17 protein-coding genes are annotated in these 20266 nt (G+C 36.3%); all 17 read left to right on the forward strand.

Going from position 1 to position 20266, the window contains the following annotated elements; genetic code table 11:
- The first annotated feature begins 89 nt into the window (after window positions 1–89).
- The 17 genes from AWM74_RS04940 (at window position 90) to cysS (ending at window position 20241) form a co-directional block, all read left to right on the forward strand.
- Window positions 90–329, forward strand: coding sequence for a glutaredoxin domain-containing protein (locus AWM74_RS04940; protein WP_034258021.1), 240 nt, complete (start codon window positions 90–92; stop codon window positions 327–329).
- Window positions 317–721 (forward strand): class Ib ribonucleoside-diphosphate reductase assembly flavoprotein NrdI, encoded by a 405-nt coding sequence (gene nrdI / locus AWM74_RS04945; RefSeq protein WP_016896485.1) that lies wholly within the window; start codon window positions 317–319, stop codon window positions 719–721. Before AWM74_RS04940 ends, nrdI begins: the two co-directional genes overlap by 13 nt.
- The gene (gene nrdE / locus AWM74_RS04950) at window positions 693–2891 is read left to right on the forward strand and encodes a class 1b ribonucleoside-diphosphate reductase subunit alpha (RefSeq protein WP_034258023.1); all 2199 of its coding nucleotides are present in this window, start codon (window positions 693–695) and stop codon (window positions 2889–2891) included. The genes nrdI and nrdE overlap by 29 nt, the downstream gene beginning before the upstream one ends.
- 26 nt (window positions 2892–2917) lie before the next feature.
- Window positions 2918–3934 (forward strand): class 1b ribonucleoside-diphosphate reductase subunit beta, encoded by a 1017-nt coding sequence (gene nrdF, locus AWM74_RS04955; RefSeq protein ID WP_026465605.1) that lies wholly within the window; start codon window positions 2918–2920, stop codon window positions 3932–3934.
- 182 nt (window positions 3935–4116) lie between these two features.
- Window positions 4117–4713, forward strand: a complete 597-nt coding sequence (locus AWM74_RS04960; RefSeq protein ID WP_026465606.1) for a xanthine phosphoribosyltransferase — start codon at window positions 4117–4119, stop codon at window positions 4711–4713.
- A gap of 3 nt (window positions 4714–4716) precedes the next feature.
- Window positions 4717–6009, forward strand: a complete 1293-nt coding sequence (locus AWM74_RS04965) for a nucleobase:cation symporter-2 family protein (protein ID WP_026465607.1) — start codon at window positions 4717–4719, stop codon at window positions 6007–6009.
- 228 nt (window positions 6010–6237) lie between these two features.
- The gene (locus tag AWM74_RS04970; protein ID WP_026465608.1) at window positions 6238–7194 is read left to right on the forward strand and encodes a 2-keto-3-deoxygluconate permease; all 957 of its coding nucleotides are present in this window, start codon (window positions 6238–6240) and stop codon (window positions 7192–7194) included.
- Between the two features lie 258 nt (window positions 7195–7452).
- The gene (locus AWM74_RS04975) at window positions 7453–8991 is read left to right on the forward strand and encodes an ABC transporter permease/substrate-binding protein (RefSeq protein ID WP_026465609.1); all 1539 of its coding nucleotides are present in this window, start codon (window positions 7453–7455) and stop codon (window positions 8989–8991) included.
- Window positions 8991–9929, forward strand: coding sequence for an ABC transporter ATP-binding protein (locus AWM74_RS04980; protein WP_026465610.1), 939 nt, complete (start codon window positions 8991–8993; stop codon window positions 9927–9929). The genes AWM74_RS04975 and AWM74_RS04980 overlap by 1 nt, the downstream gene beginning before the upstream one ends.
- Window positions 9930–9968: 39 nt before the next feature.
- Entirely contained in the window at window positions 9969–10517 is a 549-nt protein-coding gene (locus tag AWM74_RS04985; RefSeq protein WP_026465611.1) for a GNAT family N-acetyltransferase, read from the forward strand.
- 241 nt (window positions 10518–10758) lie between these two features.
- A complete protein-coding gene (locus AWM74_RS04990; protein WP_236702817.1) occupies window positions 10759–12240 on the forward strand; it encodes a UDP-N-acetylmuramoyl-L-alanyl-D-glutamate--2,6-diaminopimelate ligase in 1482 nt (493 codons plus the stop codon).
- A gap of 379 nt (window positions 12241–12619) precedes the next feature.
- Entirely contained in the window at window positions 12620–13453 is an 834-nt protein-coding gene (locus AWM74_RS04995) for a MetQ/NlpA family ABC transporter substrate-binding protein (RefSeq protein ID WP_026465613.1), read from the forward strand.
- Between the two features lie 225 nt (window positions 13454–13678).
- The gene (locus AWM74_RS05000) at window positions 13679–15718 is read left to right on the forward strand and encodes a BglG family transcription antiterminator (protein ID WP_026465614.1); all 2040 of its coding nucleotides are present in this window, start codon (window positions 13679–13681) and stop codon (window positions 15716–15718) included.
- Window positions 15719–15994: a PTS sugar transporter subunit IIB gene (locus AWM74_RS05005; protein WP_026465615.1), complete on the forward strand. Its 276-nt coding sequence runs from the start codon at window positions 15719–15721 to the stop codon at window positions 15992–15994.
- A gap of 19 nt (window positions 15995–16013) precedes the next feature.
- Window positions 16014–17381, forward strand: a complete 1368-nt coding sequence (locus tag AWM74_RS05010) for a PTS ascorbate transporter subunit IIC (RefSeq protein ID WP_026465616.1) — start codon at window positions 16014–16016, stop codon at window positions 17379–17381.
- Window positions 17382–17383: 2 nt separating this feature from the next.
- On the forward strand, window positions 17384–18085 hold the full coding sequence (locus AWM74_RS05015; protein WP_026465617.1) for a transaldolase: 702 nt from the start codon (window positions 17384–17386) through the stop codon (window positions 18083–18085).
- A gap of 734 nt (window positions 18086–18819) precedes the next feature.
- Window positions 18820–20241, forward strand: coding sequence for a cysteine--tRNA ligase (gene cysS, locus AWM74_RS05020; RefSeq protein ID WP_026465618.1), 1422 nt, complete (start codon window positions 18820–18822; stop codon window positions 20239–20241).
- The last annotated feature ends 25 nt before the right edge of the window (window positions 20242–20266 follow it).

Below are 20266 nucleotides of genomic sequence, written 5' to 3' on the forward strand. Positions count from 1 at the left end.
ATGACTAGATTAAACACTATATATAGGGTTAAAAAATAAACAAACCACAATTTATTGTGTTTTTTAATAAAAAGCGAGGAGTAATGACCATGACAATCACAGTTTATGCAAAGAGTGGCTGCCCACAATGCGTATTTGCTAAGAAATACCTTGAAGCTAAAGAGATTCCTTTTGAAGAGAAACGGGTAGATCTAGAGACCATGTATCTAGATGAAGTAAAAGAATTAGGTTACTTGTCTTTACCAGTAATTGCAGACTCAACAGGAAACCATTTCAATGGTTATGTACCTGAAAAGATGGAAGCTTTGGTGGAAGCATGGCAAGCATAGTTTATTATTCATTAACGGGTCAAACTAGACGTTTTATCAATAAAGTTCAAGGCTTCGATACTTATGAAATTTCATCAGCAGTAGCACCAGTGACAATGACTGAGCCTTTTATTATGGTGATTCCATCATATGAAAGTCATGTGTATGGTGACGTGATTGAAACGGCTGAAGAATTTTTAGAATGGGCGGATAATGCTAAGTTATGCAAGGGCTTTTTTGGTGGGGGCAACCGTAACTTTGCCCAACTATTCTGTGTAACAGTAAAGGAACTATCTGCTGAGTTTGATATTCCTGTCTTACATGGATTTGAGTTCCAAGGATCTGCCTATGACGTGGCTAAGTTAACAGAGGAGTTAGAGAAAATTGACAGATACCAAGAAATTAAAAATTGAAAATACGAAAGACATCACTTACTTTAAGCTGAACAATATGGTAAATATCCCAACTGCTGACAAGCAAATCCAATTAAATAAAGACCGTGAAGCGGTTAGGGCTTATTTCTTAGAATATGTGAACCCGAATACGGTTTTCTTCCATACATTAGAAGAAAAATTACAGTATTTAGTAGACAACGATTATATTGAAGAAGGCTTCTTAAATAAGTATTCTTTCGATTTCATCCAATCCTTATTTGATCATTTGTATAGCCATAAATTCCGTTTCAAGAGCTTTATGGGTGCTTATAAGTTTTACACGCAATATGCGCTAAAAACCAATGACAACAAACGATTTTTAGAAAGATATGAAGATCGAATTGCTTTTACTGCTTTGTATTTAGCAGATGGCGATGAAGATTTAGCTTGGCATATTGCTGAAGAGCATATTGAACACCGTCTACAAATGGCTACACCTACCTTCTTAAACGCAGGTAAGAAGCGTCGCGGTGAGATGGTTTCTTGTTTCTTAATTGATGTCCAAGATAATATGGAGTCAATTGGACGAGCAGTGAATTCCTCTCTACAACTCTCTAAACGTGGTGGTGGTGTAGGTGTAAACTTGTCTAACCTTCGTGAAGCCGGTGCCGCAATTAAGGGTATTGAGAATGCTGGTTCAGGTGTTGTGCCAGTAATGAAACTGTTAGAAGATGCCTTTTCTTATGCTAACCAATTGGGTCAACGAAATGGTGCTGGGGTTGTTTATTTAAACGCCTTCCACCCGGATGTGTATGAGTTCTTATCTACTAAGAAAGAAAATGCCGATGAAAAAATTCGGGTAAAGACCTTATCGCTAGGTTTGGTAGTGCCAGATAAGTACTATGAACTATTGAAAACAAATGAACCAATGTACTTGTTTAGTCCATATGACGTGGAACGCATTTACGGTCAACCATTTGGCTATGTCAATATCACGGAACATTACGAAGATATGGTTGCTAATAAGGACATTAAGAAATATAAAATCAATGCACGTGAGTTAGAGCAAGAGATTTCGCGTCTACAACAAGAATCTGGCTATCCATATATCATGAATGTGGATACAGCGAACAAGGAAAACCCAGTTAATGGGACAATTACCATGTCTAACTTATGTTCTGAAATCATGCAAGTACAAAAGCCATCTACTCTAAATGAAGATTTAACTTATGAAGAAGTTGGTTTAGATATTTCTTGTAACTTAGCTTCAACAAATATCACTGAAATGCTAAAAACGCATCACTTTGAGCAAGCTGTGGATACAGCTGTACGCGCTTTAACTGCCGTTTCTGATATGACATCAATTCAAGCGGTGCCAAGTGTTGAACGTGGTAACTCAGCCTATAACTCTATCGGATTGGGCGCGATGGGACTACATACAGCCCTTGCTACCAACCAAATTCATTATGGATCAGCTGAAGCGCTAGAGTTAACGGATGCTTACTTTATGGCATTACGTTACTATGCTTTGAAAACTTCAAACCAGATTGCTAAGGAACGTGGAGAAAGCTTCTTTGAATTTGACCAATCAGCATATGCCGATGGTTCTTACATTCGTGAGCGTTACATTGATAACCAAGAACCGTTCGTTTTCCAATCTGAGAAGGTCGCTAAGCTATTCGACCATATTCACATCCCAACACCGGATGATTGGGCGACATTAAACCAAGCAATTATGGCGGATGGGTTATATAATGCTTACCTATTAACAGTTGCACCAACTGGATCGATTTCATATATCAACGAAGCATCATCATCGATTCATCCAATTGTGCATTTAATTGAAAACCGTCAAGAAACGAATATTGGTTCAATGTTTTATCCAGCACCATACTTGGATAATGATACTATCCAGTATTACAAATCTGCTTACGAAACTGACATGCGTCAAGTAATCGATACTTATGCAACAGCACAAAAACATATTGACCAAGGGATGTCCTTGACCCTGTTTATGCAATCAACTATTCCACAAGGTTTATATGAATGGAAAAATGGTAATACGGACAAAATGACTACCCGTGACCTTAACCGCTTGCGTAATTATGCTTGGGCACAAGGGATTAAATCGATTTATTATGTACGGACTTATACAGATGACTTCGACAAAGAAATTGGCGTTGACCAATGTGAATCATGTGTGATTTAAATCGTAAACGAGAGGAAAAACTAGTAATGACACGAGAAAATAAAAAATACTTTAACCAGATTTTGGGTGGAGAACCAACCAACCATAACGTTTTATACTACAAATCAATTGATTGGGACCGGGTAGAAGATGCGATTGATAAATCAACTTGGGAAAAATTGACCTCACAATTTTGGTTGGATACACGTATTCCAGTTTCAAACGACCGTGATGATTGGCGAATCCTAACTGACGAAGAACGCGATGTAGTTAACAAAGCCTTTGCTGGCTTAACAGCTTTAGATACTCTACAGTCTGAAGAAGGGGCAAACGTTATGCGTGATGCTGTTCGGACACAACACGAAGAAGCTGTATTGAATAATATCCTATTTATGGAGTCGGTACATGCGAAATCTTATTCAACAATTTTTATTTCACTGAATACGACTCGTGAAATTGATGAGATCTTCGACTGGGCTAACAACAACGAATATCTTCAATATAAAGCACGTCGTATCAACGAAATTTATCAAAATGGAACCGGATTACAGCAAAAGGTTGCTAGCGTATTTCTAGAAACCTATCTATTCTATTCAGGTTTCTATGCACCATTATGGTATTTAGGTAACAATAAATTAGAGAATGTCGCTGAAATTATCAAGTTGATTATTCGCGATGAGTCTGTACATGGTACTTACCTGGGCTACAAATTCCAATTAGGTTACAACCAACTTTCAACTGATGAACAAAATGAATTGAAAGACTGGATGTATGCGCTGCTATTTGACTTAATGGAAAATGAAGAGAAATATACCGAAGAGATCTATACACAAGTAGGCTGGACGAAAGAAGTTAATACCTTTGTACATTATAATGCCAACAAAGCCTTACAAAACTTAGGATTTGAACCCTTCTATCCAGATGGGACAGCAGAAAATGTCAACCCAATTGTGATGAATGGTATCTCAACAGATTCAAGTAACCATGACTTCTTCTCACAAGTAGGAAATTCATACTTAATGGGTGAATCAGAAGCGATGGAAGAGGATGACTACGATTTTTAAATTTTCAATCAATATAAGCAAAAAACTGGCTATCAAGCCAGTTTTTTTGTGGTTAAATAAGGTTTTTCTTAGATTATCCAGCATCAATTAGAGATTGTTCATCGTTTCGCCGAACAATCCCTTGCAATAGAAATATATTGTTCGTACAATGGAGGTAACAAAAAATAAAGGGGCTAATTATCATGAACTACTTACAAAAACGTATTTTAAAAGACGGTCAAGTAATCGATGAAAAGATTTTAAAAATTGACTCATTCCTAAACCACCAAATTGATCCAAAAGCCATGCACGAAATTCAAAGCAACTTCTTTGATTACTTTAAATCACGTGAGATCACAAAAGTATTAACAATCGAAGCAAGTGGTATTGCACCTGCTATCATGGTGGCTGCCCACTTCCAAGTACCGATGTTATTTGCCAAAAAATCTGAACCATCAACACTTGCTGGACAAGATAAATTCTCAACACTAGTACATTCATTTACTAAGAATAAAACAAGCGAAATTATCATCTCTAAAGAATACTTAAATGAAAATGATAAAGTACTGATCATTGACGATTTCTTAGCGAATGGTGAAGCGAGTCTAGGTTTAATTGACTTAGTGAAACAAGCTGGTGCAGAAGTTGTTGGTGTGGGTATTTGTGTAGAAAAATCATTCCAACCAGGACGTCAACGCCTTATTGATGCGGGTGTAGATGTTTACTCAGTTTGCCGTATTGCTTCATTAGCAGGTAATAAAGTGACTTTTGTAGATGAAGAAGATGAAAAGTTAGCATAGCGGGTGGCCAATTTGAAGAATATAAATTTTAAAGATGTTTTCTCAGCTAAAACTACATTTCTTTCACTACAACATTTACTAGCCATGTATGCCGGTGCTATTGTGGTACCGTTAATTATCTCAAGTTCTCTAAACTTCACAACCCAACAGACGCTATACCTTGTCTCAGCAGATATTGTTATCTCAGGGATTGCAACGTTCCTACAACTCTACCGGGGTAAATTTATCGGTATGGGCTTGCCCGTTGTAATGGCTTGTTCCTTTACAGCTATTGGGCCAATGGTTCAAGTGGGTGGTCAATATGGCTTAGGCACCATGTTCGGTTCAGTCCTAGTAGCTGGTGTCATCATCCTACTATTGGCGCCGATCTTTGCTAAACTATCCCACCTATTTCCACCACTAGTGACAGGGACTATCGTGACCCTAATTGGTGCAACTTTAATTCCTGTGGCAATTAATAATCTAGCAGGTGGCGAGGGTAGTGCAGACTACGGTAGTATTGATAATTTAATCTTGGGATTAATTACCTTCTTGATTATCCTCTTACTATATCGCTTTACTAAAGGCTTTCTTCAATCTATCTCTATTTTGATTGGACTAGTTGCGGGTATGATTATTGCCATCTTTATGGGGAAAATGGACATGCAACCTATTCTAGAGGCGTCTTGGGTACAACTACCGATGCCTTTTGCAATTGAGTCGCCATCATTTCATCCAGCAGCGATTTTATCGCTAACAGTGGTTGGTATTATTTCTATGATTGAAGTAACAGGTATCAACTATGCCTTGGCTGGTATGTATGATAAAGACATCGATGAAGCAGATCTTCGCCGTTCATATTTCTCAGTAGGGATTGGGTATTTACTTGCTGGTATCTTCAATACATCACCACAAACTGCTTTCTCCCAAAATGTAGGCGTAGTACAAATGTCAGGTGAAAAGCGGAAAACCATTTTCATCAACTTGATTATCTTAATGCTACTATGTGGTTTGATTCCAAAAATTGGTGCTATTGCCACTTCTGTACCGTCAGCCGTATTAGGTGGTGCAATGATTTTCTTATTTGGTAATGTCTTATCATACGGAATCAGCGTATTGGGTGCGCAAGATTTAGCAGATAATCGTAATCAATTGATTATTGGTGCTGCAATTACAATCGGTTTAGGTGTGGCTATTGCACCTGCAGCCTTTGCGCAATTGCCAGAATGGATTTCTTGGTTAACATCTTCAGGAATCGTAGCTGGTGGTGTAACAGTTGTCTTATTAAATGCCTTCTTCCATGGCGTAAAGAAATAAATTATTTATAAAAATATCTCGTTTAAATAGACGAAGAAACTCCTTGAATTTAGTTATCCTAGCTAAATTCAAGGGGTATTTTTATGGCTATGATCTTTGCAATTTTAGTCATAAATGTTAAATTACTGTGTAAAAAACGGACAATTGCTATTGACTAAGGATTGAAAGCAATATATGATAGCGTAATTGTAGAGGTTCATTTAAAAATGATAAAAGAGAGGTTTATATATGTTTAAGAAAATAAATAAAGTACCAGCGGGTATGTTCTTGATTCCAATGGTAGTGTCATTAGTATTAGTGTCTATCTTCCCTAATATGTATGATGCAATCGGCGGTACATCACAACAAACGTTTCAAATGGGTACGAACGTTGTTATTGGGTTATTGGTATTTTCAGCGGGGACAAGTTTAGATTTAAAACAAATTGTGCCCTTACTAAAACGTCATTTACCAATGATTCTATTTAAGTTAGTGATTTCAACAATCTATATTTTAGTTTTCTACTGGTTGTTTGGTTTAGATGGCATTTTTGGCATTAACCTATTGGCTTTTGCTTGTGTGATCTATTCTTTAAACCCAGCCGTAGCACTAGCTATTCATTCAAGTTATGGGGATAAACAGTTTGGCGCCGTATACGGTATTATGGGCCTGATTGCTATGCCTTTTGCACCTTTAATTTTATTAAGTATTTTAACGGCCGATGGTGGGGCAGCAGGAATTGATTGGCAACCCATTATCTCAATCTTTGTACCTTTATTAGCCGGTATTATTTTAGGTAACCTAGATAAAGACTTCACCGACTTCTTCGTACCAATGATTGGTCGTTTACTACCTTTCTTAGGTTGGAACTTAGGTGCAGCGATGAATATTCAATCAGCTATCGCTTCAGGTTTGCCAGGTATTTTGATGGCCGGAATCTTCATGGTCTTATTACTGCCATTAATTCCATTTGACCGCTACATCATGAAACAAAATGCCGGGGTAGATGGGGCAGCTATCTGGAACGTAGCAGGTATGTCAGTAGCCAATCCTGCTAGTATCGCGTCTGCTTTGCCGTTGGTATTTGCTGATCAATCAGCAAGTGCTACTGCTATTGTAATGATGGTATGTATCATCACTTCAATCATTTCACCAATTGTGGCACAGAAACTATATGTGAAAGAGTATGGTATTCAATCATTATAATTATCTCAACGCTTACAGAAGAGTCATGCTTACATGGCTCTTTTTTTATACGGTGAATTCATCAATTTAATAGGCTGACTTTGGGGCAAAAAAGTCAGTCAAAACGCAGGCTTATTGCAATGTAAATATGGAATTTTATGCGATAATATAACATACGAGTGATAATTTTGCTGAAATCATTTACCTGGTGATGACGCAATTTTATCTTGCGCAATTTTAAATGATCTACATACACCTTGTAACTTGGAAGGAGTTATCATGAACGATTTTTTCTTGACGTTAATGGAACGTAAAGACCAATTATTCACTGCTACTTACGAACATATGGCTATATCCTTACTTGCCTTGTTCATCGCCTGTGTTATTGCAATTCCACTAGCCATTTGGTTGAGTGACCACCGCAAATATGCGGAACCCGTATTACAATTTGCTAGTATCTTACAAACGATCCCCTCATTGGCCTTGTTAGGATTGTTAATTCCCTTAGTAGGGATTGGATCAGTACCTGCATTGATTGCTTTAGTCGTCTATGCGATTTTGCCTATCTTACAAAATACCTATACAGGTTTTGTAGAAATTGATCCAACAATTGAAGAAGCTGCGATTGCCTTTGGGATGCCAAGACGGCGTCGATTATTCAAGGTGGAGTTACCGATTGCCATGCCGGTGGTGATTTCAGGTATTCGGACCTCATTAGTATTAACTATCGGAACAGCGACCTTAGCGACTTTAATCGGTGCTGGTGGGCTTGGGTCTTTGATTATGTTAGGGATCGACCGAAATGATAGCAATTTAACTCTAATTGGTGCTATTGCATCGTCTTTATTAGCGATTATTTTTGGTGCGCTCATTAAATGGTTAGAAAATAAGAAAATGAAAACCGTCCTTATTAGCTTGCTTGTTTTATTTGTAGGAATTGGTGGGCCAATATTAGCGCAACGATTGACTGGTCAAGTAACGAATGTCACTATCGCCGGTAAATTAGGGTCAGAACCAGAGATTCTAATTAATATGTATAAAGAAATCATTGAAGCAGATAATGACGATGTCAATGTGGATGTAAAAGCTAATTTTGGAAAAACGACTTTCTTATTTTCTGCCTTAGACAATAATGAAATCGATATTTATCCAGAGTTTTCAGGTACAGTCCTTGAAAGTTTAGTTGACGTAGATGAAGCTACAGATACAAGTGACTTCGACCAAGCAGATACCTATCAATTAGCGCGTGACTTATTAAAAGACCAGTATGATATGAATTTTCTAGAACCATTTTCATTTGAAAACACCTATGCTTTAGCCGTGAAACGCTCTTTTGCAGAGGAAAATGAACTAGAAACGATTTCAGATTTAGCGAAAGTTGAAAACGAGATTACAGCTGGCTTTACGTTAGAATTTATTGACCGCCAAGACGGCTATGCTGGTATTCAAGAATTATACGGTTTGACCTTCCCCTCAGTGAAAAGTCTTGAACCTGCGCTTAGATACAATGCTATCAATAACAATGAAGTCAATGTGGTTGATGCATATTCGACTGATAGCCAAATTTTAGAGTATGATTTGGTTACGCTTGAAGATGATTTAGGGCTATTCCCTGACTATCAAGGAGGTCCATTGATGAATGTAGACTTCGCTGAAGACCATCCAGAGATTGTGGCATCTCTAAACAAGTTAAGTGGATTAGTAACCGAAGATGAGATGATTCAAATGAACTATGCTGTAAACGTTGAAGGACAAGAGCCTAGCCAAGTAGCCCATGATTTCCTAGTCGATAAGGGCTTAATAGGGGAGGATGCATAATGGCCAATATAATCGAATTTAAAGATGTAGAGAAAGTATATGAAGACAAACGTGTAATTGATGACTTGAATCTAACCATTCATGAAGGAGAATTTTTTGTCTTAGTAGGTCCATCAGGTAGTGGGAAAACGACATCCCTTAAAATGGTGAATGGCTTGACTGAGCCAACAGGTGGAGATGTTTACTTTAAAGGGCAAAAGATTAAAGATCATGATATTGAGAAAATGCGCTGGAATATGGGGTATGTCTTACAAAAGATTGCCCTTTTCCCAACAATGAATGTTAGTGAAAATATTGATGTTATTCCAGAAATGATGGGTTGGCCAAAAGAGAAACGTGCAGCTAGAATTGATGAACTACTCAATTTAGTAGGTTTAGATCCTGAATCTTACCGAAACCGACCAGTGGATGAATTATCTGGTGGGGAACAACAGCGAATTGGGATTTTACGTGCGATTGCAGCTGAACCGGATATTATTTTAATGGACGAACCTTTTTCAGCCCTAGACCCAATTTCGCGTAACCAGTTACAAGACCTCGTAGTCGATATTCATCAGCGGTTGAAGACAACCATCTTATTTGTCACACATGATATGGATGAAGCCATTAAATTAGCTGACCGAATTGGGATTATGAACCAAGGCCGCTTAATTCAAGTGGATACGGCTCAGGAAATTCTGACAAATCCAGAAAACCAGGTAGTGGCTTCCTTATTTAACCAAGAAAAAGAAGATGTCTTTGGCTTAAATATCTTCCGATCAGATATTCAGCCAATTTCCGGGGACCATCCAGATTATCCGCAAATTGATATCGCTAGCCATCAAAAAGATTTATACGCCTTACTAGCGACTGATGAGGTGGTTGAGATCACGGAAAATGATACGAGTTTAGGAACGCTAGATAGACAGGCTGTATTTGCTCGGCTAAAAAGTATATAAGGTGTTATGATATAAAGAAAATCAGAAAGGTGTGGTGGCATGTTTCAAACCCCAATTGATGACAAATTATCAATCAAAATATTAGAAGAGCGTGATGTAGAAGCTTTGTACAAGTTGATTGATCATTCACGTGATTACCTGGGTGAATACTTACCTTGGGTGAAATTCATGAAAGCTCCCGAAGACGAATTACCTTTTATTAAAGAGGGGCTACAACAATTTGCCAATAACGATGGTTTTCAATGTGGGATTTGGTTTGAAGGTCAATTAGCTGGTGTGCTTGGTTTGCATTATATTAAACACTTAAATAAGTCGACCTCAATAGGTTACTATCTAGGAGAGGAATTCCAAGGTTCAGGGATTATGACCAAGTCCGTAGCTTTCCTACTTGATTATCTTTTTAATGACTTAGCCTTAAATCGTGTAGAAATTCAAGCAGCGGTTACCAATCATAAAAGCCAAGCGATTCCAAAACGTTTGGGCTTTACTGAAGAGGGGATTCTTAGACAAGATGAACAACTAGATAGTGGGCCATCAGATTCAGTGGTATTTTCTTTACTAAGAGAAGAATACTTAGCCCAAAAATAATCATAAATTCAATAGAAATATAGATATAGGGCTGATGACTAATGTAGAAAGTCATTGGTCCTTTTTATCTGCCTTTAACTTTTACTATACATTTCTTAAGAAAGTTAATAAATAGGTGTATTTCTCGAATAATTCATCTTGAATAGACAGTAGTTTAACCTATCTTTCTTCACACTTTCTCCATCTATATAGCCCAATATATAGCTAACAACAAATAAGTGAAAGAGAAAGGTGAATGAATATGAAGGCCTATGAATTACTTGAACAAAGTGGTGTAACAGCTAGAAATCCTTTACCAGCAGATGTAGAGCAACTTGAAATTACCGGCATTAGTGAATCCTCCTTACAAGTAACCAATGGCCATCTATTTGTCGCCATTTCCGGTTATGCCACTGACGGTGAAGCCTATATCGGTAATGCCATTGAACGCGGCGCTAGCTTGATTGTGACAGAATCTGACTTAACCACTAGGGTGAATGTGCCGTTTATTCAGGTTGACAATGCTAGAGAGAGTTTAGCCCTGCTTGCATCAGCTTTTTACCACAATCCTAGCCAAGACAAGTTGGTAATAGGGATTACAGGAACTAACGGCAAAACGACAACCGCCTTATTCTTACAGCATTTACTAAAGAAAGCGGGCTTTGAAGTCGCTTATTTTGGTACCGTCTATAATGAAGTGAACGGCCAACGGTATGAAAGCAAATTAACCACGCCAAGTGCGACAGAAATTCAAGCATCCCTAGCCCGGTCAAATGACGATGTAGTGGTTATTGAAACTTCTAGTCAAGGTCTCCACCAATATAGAATGGGAGGGATGCAATTTGATTATGCCTTATTTACCAACCTACAACACGACCATTTAGACTACCACAAGACCATGGAAGCTTATTACCAAGCCAAGAAATCCCTATTCAGCTTAATGAAACCGGACGGGAAGGCCGTCATCAATAGCTATACCATGTGGGGCAACCGCCTAGCCAAAGAACTGGAAGCAAATGGTAAACAAGTCTTAACCGTAGATACTAAGAAAGGTGCGACAAGTTATGTCTTAGATAAAACAACCGACACAGCAGTTGTTGCCTTCAATGGACAAGGCGGACAAATTGAAGAAATCGAAGCGCCCTTATCAGGTGTTTATAATCAAGAAAACCTGATTTTAGCCACAACCGTCATGGTTGACCTAGGATTAGACGCTGGCAATACCAACGAGGCAATCGCAGACTTTGCGGGAATTGCGGGCCGTTTAGAATACTATCCACTAGCAGATGGTAATGAAATGGTCGTCGATTATGCCCACACGCCGGATGCTATTGAAGCCCTGTTAAAAACCCTGAACGACCAATATCCAGAACATGATATAATTCATATCTTTGGTTTTAGAGGGCAGCGGGACACTAAAAAATTCCCGCAAATGGTGTCCGCCTCGCAAACTGGGGCCGACCTAACCATACTAACCACTGACGACTTAAATGGTGTTCCAAGACAAGAGATGGCTGAAAAGTATCTTGAATACGTAACCCAATATGGGTTAGACTCTATGGCTATGGCACTAGACCGGGTTGAAGCAGTTGAGTTAGCTTTAGAAATGTCCCCAAATCCTGTATTATTAGTACTTACTGGTAAAGGCCACGAACCCTATCTTGAGGAAAATAAGTATGGTGTTCAATCTGACCAGCAAGTAGCCCACATGTTTCGCTACCGTCAAGTCAGCTATTCAATGTGAAATGTAGGATATCAATAAGACCAATAGAAAAAAGCAACATGTATTTATATAAATACATGTTGCTTTTTTATTTGATCTAAATAGGACTTTAATATGCTAAGTCGCATGACTTATAGAACTCCATATAGCTAATTTTCTATAAGAATATCGCCTTATATCATAACAAATACCCCGTTTAACAGCGATAAATAGAGTTATATGATTAATACACATGTGATGATATGTAAATAAGCGTACACTGTTATATCGGAAAACACCTGTACATTGATAGTAATAGGCTATCAAGGATAATGGTAATCTAGTATCTCGATTGAATTGCAATCATGATTGGTTTTTCCTACAATTAGTGAATGATAAAAAATCATTTGGAGGCAATATTATGAAGAAAATTTTCCGTGCATTGGGCTTGGCACTAGTGGTATTAGTTTTAGCTGCTTGTGGCCAAAGTGAAGAAACGACTAAAGTAAAACTAGGTGTCGTTGGCGATAAAAACGACCAATGGGAATACCTACAAGATGAATTACTAGAAAAAGAAAATATTGAAATTGAATTGGTAAAATTCACTGACTACCGTCAACCAATCGTATCATTAGATGATGGGTCGATTGATATGCACTCCGCTTTAACAGAAATCTATATGGATTCAATCAATGAAGAAGGTGGCTATTCTAATACCACATTAGGTTATACCACTTTAAATCCGATGGGTGTCTTCTCTGAAAAAATTGATTCATTAGATGAACTAGCAGACGGCGCTTTAGTCGCAATTCCAGACGACGTATCAAACGGGTCACGTGCTTTACTGTTACTGCAAACAGCAGGCCTAATCGAATTAGACGAATCTAAAGGGTTATTACCAACAACAAGTGACATTACTTCAAATCCAAAAAACTTACAATTTGAAGAAATGGCAGCCAACCAAACAGCTCGTGCCTTAGCTGACGTTGATATCTCATTAATCAACAACGACATGGCAACAGACGCAGGTTACGTGCCAACACAAGACTCAATTTACCTTGAGCCAGTCGCAGAATCATCAAAACCATACTACAACGTCATTGCAGTCCAAGAAGACCAAACAGACAATGAAGTATACAAGACAATCCTTGAATACTATCAAACAGATGAAGTCGCAGCAATCATCGATGAAATGTCAGCAGGATCAAGCATTCCGGTATGGGAAGGCGCACCAGAACCAGGTAGTTCAAATTAATATTAGAATAATATAAAAATATATTCCTACTAGGGTAGACAACAGATATTTATGTCTATCTTAGGAGGATTTTTTTGAGCATTTGTATGGAAGCATTAATTCAATAAGTTAAAGATAGAGTTACAATAAGCACAATAAGGAGCAATAATAGTTATCAGTAAATTGGGTCCAAATACAATTTAAAATGACAGCGTTTTCAATATAATGGAATTAAGGAGTAGTTATATGATTACAGATTTATTAGTGGAAAAGATATTAGTACTAAAAAAGTATGATGGATACTCCATTATGTTTCTAGAAAAAGTTTTTGAAGTAGATAGGAGGATTTTATTTAGAGATGTAGAGAGAATTAATGATTTTTTGAATAAAGTTAAACTAGAGGAGTTCTTTTTTACAGATAATAAAATTGTAAGTCCAGGTTGGGATAAGAAAGAGCTTATAAAAGCAATATCTAAATTTGAAGAAAATTTTTTATTTCAAGATGAACGACCACTAGCAATAATCATATACATATTTATTGCTAATAGCTATATTTCAAATTATCACTTTCAAGATTTGTTTAAAATGAGCAAAAATACAATACTTAATGACATAAGAATATCAAAAGAAATTGCTGCTGAGTACAATATAAGGTTGAAATATTCTAGGTCGAAAGGCTATCACCTTATAGGTAATCCTATAAATCAGAGACGATTGTTGGAATATGCAGTGACGAATATTCTAGATTTAGAGACAGGTAGCTGGATGATATTTTTTTTGACTCATAAACAAGTTGATAGTGAGGTTATTACTAAAATTAGTAAGGTGTTAAGAGAGTCAACCGATGGAATATATGTTGAGAAATCTTTAATGAGATTAAGTTATATTTTAGCTATTTTGAGTATTTCAAAATTTGAACCGACTGATGTTTTCTCTAGTAATCAATATCACTTACTCAGAGGATTAGATATAAATAATCTAACAGAAGGAATAGTTAGATTTTTACCTCAATTAAATGATGAAAGATTCTATATAGCTTCCAGAATTATGGCTAGTCTCCAAGGTGATTTAAAGAGAGAGAGCACTTATTTTCTACAGAAGAAAATGGATTTAATTATAGAAAAAGTTCTAGGGTATTTGGGGATTGTTAATAATAACCCACAACATTTTCGAGTAGTATTTTTTAATCATTTTGTACCTGCATACTTCCGTATGGTCTTTGGGATATATGAGCATAATCCGTTGAAAGAGAATGTAAAATCTAAATATACAGATTTATACTCAATAATTAAGAGAGTTGTGATAGCTCTAGAGGAAAAAAGTGACTATACCCTTTCGGAAGATGAGATTATTTATTTTGTAATTTTATTTGAAGGTTATATAGGAACAACTAAGCCAATAAACTCGCAGTATAAAGGAATTGTTGTCTGTCCTAATGGGGTAAGCTCCTCATATATTCTGACAAAAATTTTAAGAGAAACATTACCTGAAATCTTAATAATTGATTTTTATTCTATGCAAGAAATCTACACTTTAAATAAGGATACGTATGACATAATTTTCACGACAAGACTAATAGAAGATATAAATAAGCCACAATTTGAAGTTTCTCCGGTTATGAAACCCGTAGAAGAAAGTATTTTGAAAAGAAAAGTATATGACTATTTGGGTATACATGATTCGAATTTGGAAAGAGTGGACGAGGTCTTAGCTATATTAGAGAATCATGTAACTATCCCAGATTATAATGTATTACAAACAGAATTAGATACATACTTTAGTGAAGATATAAATAACTTAAATAATTTGCAAGGAGGAAAAAATTTGAATGAATTATTAAATTCGTCGCGAATAAAATTTGTAGAAAAAGTAGCGGACTGGAGAGAAGCAATTACTGTCGCCAGTGCACCCTTACTAGCACAAGGGTTTATAGAGAAGCAATATATAACAAGTATGATTGAAAGTGTAGAAGAATTTGGACCATATATTGTACTATCTCCACATGTAGCGGTACCACATGCTACACCAGATAAAGGTGTAAAGAGACTTGGTATGAGCTTATTGAGATTAGAAGATTCTGTAGATTTTAATCTGAAGGAAGATAAAGATGATGACAAATTTGTAAATTTAATTTTTGTGCTAGCTCCAGTAGATTCAAAAGCTCACCTAAAATCTTTAGCTCAATTAGCAAATATTTTAGATGAGGAAAATATTATCCGAAAGATAAATGAAGCTAAAAATCCAGATGAAATAATGGAAATAATTGATGAAGAAATGGAGATGTAAATTATGAAAATAGTAACGGTTTGTGGCAATGGTATTGGTAGTAGTTTGTTACTTAAAATGAAGGTAGAAACAATTGCAAAAGAAGTAGGCGTATCGGCGCAAGTAGAATCTAGTGACTCTAATGCTGCAGCTGGACAAAAAGCAGACTTATTTGTAACTGTAAAAGAATTTGCTAATATTTTTCCTGAAAATTCGAATGTATGTATTGTGAAAAGTTATACAAATAAGAAAAAAATTCAAGAAGATTTAATACCCTATTTAGAGAAATTCAAATAATGAATTGGAGGAGAAAGTTATGGCAATATTATCATTCTTACAAGATATTCTTAGTGAGCCGGCTTTTTTAATGGGATTAATAGCCTTTATAGGTTTGGTAGCTATGCGTTCAAGATGGGATAAGGTGCTGACAGGTACTTTAGGTCCAATTTTAGGATACTTAATGCTTTCGGCAGGATCAAGTGTTATTACCGCTAATCTTGACCCATTAGCACAGATGATAGAGACAGGTTTTAACGTTACAGGTGTTGTACCGAATAATGAGGCTGTTACTTCAGTAGCTCAGGAACTTTTAGGTGTGGAAACAATGTCAATTCTAATTATGGGATATGTATTCAATTTATTGATTGCAAGATTTACGAGATTTAAGTACATATTTTTAACTGGTCACCACAGTTTCTTCATGGCTTGTTTATTATCTGCAGTTTTAGGTTCTTTAAACTTTGAAGGTATACAAATGATCCTTATTGGAGGTTTTATTTTAGGATCATGGTCAGCAATCTCCCCAGCAATAGGACAAAAATATACTTTACAAGTAACCGATGGTGAAGAAATTGCAATGGGGCATTTTGGTAGTTTAGGTTATTATTTATCAGCTCTTATTGGAAAGTATGTAGGAAAGAATAGTAAATCAACAGAAGATTTTGAAGTTCCAGAACAATTTGGATTCTTAAGAAATACTACGATTTCGACTGCGATAACCATGGTTGTATTTTATTTAGGTGCGGCCGTTGCAGCTGGTCCTAAATTTGTAAGTAGTCTATCGGGAGAAACTAATCCGTATGTTTATGCTTTATTATGTGGTTTAACTTTTGCAGTAGGGGTAACTATTGTTTATAACGGTGTTCGATTGATTCTAGCCGATTTAATCCCAGCGTTTGAAGGAATAGCAACAAAAATTATTCCTAACTCAGTTCCCGCGGTCGATTGTGCTGTTTTCTTCCCGTTTGCTCCAACTGCAGTAATTTTAGGTTTTGTTTCTAGTTTTATTGGAGGTGTGATTGGTATGTTAGCTCTAGGAGCTATTGGAGGAGTAGTAATAATTCCAGGTCTTGTACCACACTTCTTTTGTGGGGCAACAGCTGGAGTTTATGGAAACTCAACTGGTGGTGTTCGGGGAGCAACTTTAGGAGCTTTTGTAAATGGGTTGTTGCTTGCTTTTATCCCAGCCTTCTTATTGCCTGTACTAGGAGAACTAGGATTCTCAAATACAACATTTGGGGATGTAGACTTTGGTGTGATAGGAATAGTTTTAGGAAACTTAGGTACATGGTTAGGACAAGTGGGTATATATATTATCTTGGCTTTAATCGCGGTATCACTACTGCTTCCTAGTTTAGGAAAAAATAAAAATGATGCGATAAATAACGTCGAAATGGAGGACTAAAAATGGTGAAGATTTTTACTGATGGAGCAAATATTGATGAAATGTTAAATGATTTGAAATCGCCTACAGTAACGGGGGTCACAACAAACCCCTCGTTGATGAAGGTAGCAGGCATTACTGACTATATAGAGTTTGCTAATAAAGTAGTAACTAATATAAAAGATTATCCTATTTCATTTGAGGTATTTAGTGACGATATTCAGGTTATGAAGCAAGAAGCTGAAAAAATTGCATCTATAGCAGATAATGTTTATGTGAAGATTCCCGTTATGAACACTAAAGGAGAGAGTACATCTGAGTTAATCAAAGAATTATCAGGAAAAGGAATCAAGCTAAATGTAACAGCGATTTTTACTTTAGATCAAGTTGAAGAAGTAGTAAATAGTTTGCAAAATGGAATTCCGAGTATTGTATCAGTATTTGCAGGTAGAATAGCAGATACTGGAGTAGATCCTATTCCTTTGATGAAAAAGGCATTATCTATTACTTCACAAAAAGAAGGCTGTGAATTATTGTGGGCAAGTACTAGAGAAATTTTAAATATTTATCAAGCAAATGATATTGGAGTTGATATAGTTACGGTACCACCAGCTTTATTGAAGAAATATGATAAATTAAAAGATAAAGATTTATATGAATATTCATTAGAAACAGTAGAGGGATTTGTAAAAGATGGAAAAGAATTAGGGTATTCAATCCTTTAATTAAATAAGTCTGAATATTTAGTGGGTAATAGTTGAATGATTAGCTGATTCAAGATGAAGGCTAATTATTCAACTATTTTTTCTATATTTACTGCTAATGTATTTATCATAGAATCGGTTTTAGTATATGTAGTTAAGTTAATCAAATATTTTTAAAGTTATGTGTTATATAGTAAATACAAATATTGTATTATAAAATGTTTTAGTAGTATAAAGTAAAGCGATTCTGCAAAGAGGATATGCATAATAGCAATATTTTGAACATTCTGACGGATAAAAAATTCGCTTTTTAACGATCTTTATATACTTATAAAAAAAACAAAAAAATAAAAAGACTGTCATATCAATGTTTATAAAAAATAATATTAAAATACGATTAGATAAAAATGGGTTATTTTCTAACGAATAAACTTATAGGATATAAAAAGAACAAATTTGAAATACTAGAAACTATTTTTCAAGATAAATATACACTATATAACATAATGGATTCTCATTCATTTCTACTATACTTACAAATATGTTAGAATGATAAGGATTGAAGGGCGTTATCCGCTCTCATTAAACTGCCATAATTCAAAAAATGGCGATTTGTATTTATAGGCAAAATGTTTCTATAATGAGCCTATACGAAATAACTCGTTACTTGCATGCAAACGACTTATTCGTATCGCCTCGAATAGACCGTTTGCTTCATCGCTGAACAAATTATCGGACATAGGAAGGGCAAATTTATGTTAAAAATTTATAATACATTAACCAATCAGAAGGAAGAGTTTAAACCACTAGTGCCAGGAAGTATTTCAATGTATGTATGTGGTCCTACTGTTTATAACTACATTCATATTGGGAATGCCCGGTCTACTGTTGCTTTTGATACAGTACGTCGTTACTTTGAATACCGCGGTTTTGATGTGAAATATGTCTCTAACTTTACGGATGTGGATGATAAGATTATTAACCGCGCTAACGAAGAAGGGTTAACGCCTGAACAAATTGCGGATAAGTATATTGAAGCATTCTATGAAGATACCGATGCTTTAAATGTTAAACGTGCTACTAAAAATCCACGTGTTGTGGAGAATATGGATGATATTATCCAATTCGTAGCCGATTTAGTAGATAAAGACTTTGCATATGTAGTGGACGGTGATGTGTACTATAGAACGCGTAAATTTGAGAAATATGGTCAGTTATCTGATCAAAATATCGATGATTTACGGGCGGGGGCATCTGAACGTTTAGAGGCAGACAGCCAATCGAAGAAAGAAGATGTTGTAGACTTTGCTTTATGGAAGTCAGCTAAACCTGGTGAAATTTCTTGGACTTCTCCTTGGGGTGAAGGTCGCCCTGGTTGGCATATTGAATGTTCTGTGATGGCAACAAAACTGTTAGGGGATACTTTAGATATCCACGCAGGTGGTCATGACTTAACTTTCCCTCACCATGAGAATGAGATTGCTCAATCCGAAGCACATACAGGTCATACCTTTGCCAATTACTGGATGCATAATGGTTTTGTAACAATGGGTGATGACGATGAAAAAATGTCTAAATCTTTAGGCAACTTTGTCTTAGCGCATGACTTAATCCAACAAGTCGATCCACAAGTGGTTCGCTTCTTCTTAGCTTCAGCACATTACCGGTCGCCTTTAAGATTCAATGAAGAAAATATTCAAGATGCAACCAACAACTTAAACAACTTGAAAACTGCTTATGCGAACTTAAATTATCGTTTTGAAGATGCTAAAGAGCAATTAGATAACGATGCGAAAGTATTGGCACAAATCAAAGCTTTAGAGAATGAATTCGTGGAAGCTATGGATGATGACGTCAATACGCCAAATGGTTTAACTGTTGTGTACCGTTTGATGCGTGATATGAATGTATATACAAACCAAAAAGAAGTATCTGTACCAGTTCTTGAAGCTTTTAAAGAGTCTTTTACAGCTTTACTAACGATTTTTGGGGTCACTTTATCAGATGAAAAAGAGTTGTTGGCGGATGATATTCAAGCCTTAATCGATGAACGTAACCAAGCCCGTGCAGATAAAAACTTTGCCCGTGCCGATGAAATTCGCGATCAATTAAAAGCTGAAGGCATTATCCTTGATGATACTGCCCAAGGTACGCGCTGGAAACGTGCGCAATCCTAGTTGCAGTCTATATTAATGAAAATCA

The sequence above is a fragment of the Aerococcus urinaeequi genome (assembly GCF_001543205.1).
Taxonomy (GTDB): Bacteria; Bacillota; Bacilli; order Lactobacillales; family Aerococcaceae; genus Aerococcus; species Aerococcus urinaeequi.

What these genes read in the sequence shown, in the direction of transcription:
- AWM74_RS04940 (WP_034258021.1), top strand. Translation starts at nt 90, where the DNA reads ATGACAATCACAGTTTATGCAAAGAGTGGCTGCCCACAATGCGTATTT.
- nrdI (WP_016896485.1), top strand. Translation starts at nt 317, where the DNA reads ATGGCAAGCATAGTTTATTATTCATTAACGGGTCAAACTAGACGTTTT.
- nrdF (WP_026465605.1), top strand. Translation starts at nt 2,918, where the DNA reads ATGACACGAGAAAATAAAAAATACTTTAACCAGATTTTGGGTGGAGAA.
- AWM74_RS04960 (WP_026465606.1), top strand. Translation starts at nt 4,117, where the DNA reads ATGAACTACTTACAAAAACGTATTTTAAAAGACGGTCAAGTAATCGAT.
- AWM74_RS04970 (WP_026465608.1), top strand. Translation starts at nt 6,238, where the DNA reads ATGTTTAAGAAAATAAATAAAGTACCAGCGGGTATGTTCTTGATTCCA.
- AWM74_RS04975 (WP_026465609.1), top strand. Translation starts at nt 7,453, where the DNA reads ATGAACGATTTTTTCTTGACGTTAATGGAACGTAAAGACCAATTATTC.
- AWM74_RS04980 (WP_026465610.1), top strand. Translation starts at nt 8,991, where the DNA reads ATGGCCAATATAATCGAATTTAAAGATGTAGAGAAAGTATATGAAGAC.
- AWM74_RS04985 (WP_026465611.1), top strand. Translation starts at nt 9,969, where the DNA reads ATGTTTCAAACCCCAATTGATGACAAATTATCAATCAAAATATTAGAA.
- AWM74_RS04990 (WP_236702817.1), top strand. Translation starts at nt 10,759, where the DNA reads ATGAAGGCCTATGAATTACTTGAACAAAGTGGTGTAACAGCTAGAAAT.
- AWM74_RS04995 (WP_026465613.1), top strand. Translation starts at nt 12,620, where the DNA reads ATGAAGAAAATTTTCCGTGCATTGGGCTTGGCACTAGTGGTATTAGTT.
- AWM74_RS05000 (WP_026465614.1), top strand. Translation starts at nt 13,679, where the DNA reads ATGATTACAGATTTATTAGTGGAAAAGATATTAGTACTAAAAAAGTAT.
- AWM74_RS05010 (WP_026465616.1), top strand. Translation starts at nt 16,014, where the DNA reads ATGGCAATATTATCATTCTTACAAGATATTCTTAGTGAGCCGGCTTTT.
- AWM74_RS05015 (WP_026465617.1), top strand. Translation starts at nt 17,384, where the DNA reads ATGGTGAAGATTTTTACTGATGGAGCAAATATTGATGAAATGTTAAAT.
- cysS (WP_026465618.1), top strand. Translation starts at nt 18,820, where the DNA reads ATGTTAAAAATTTATAATACATTAACCAATCAGAAGGAAGAGTTTAAA.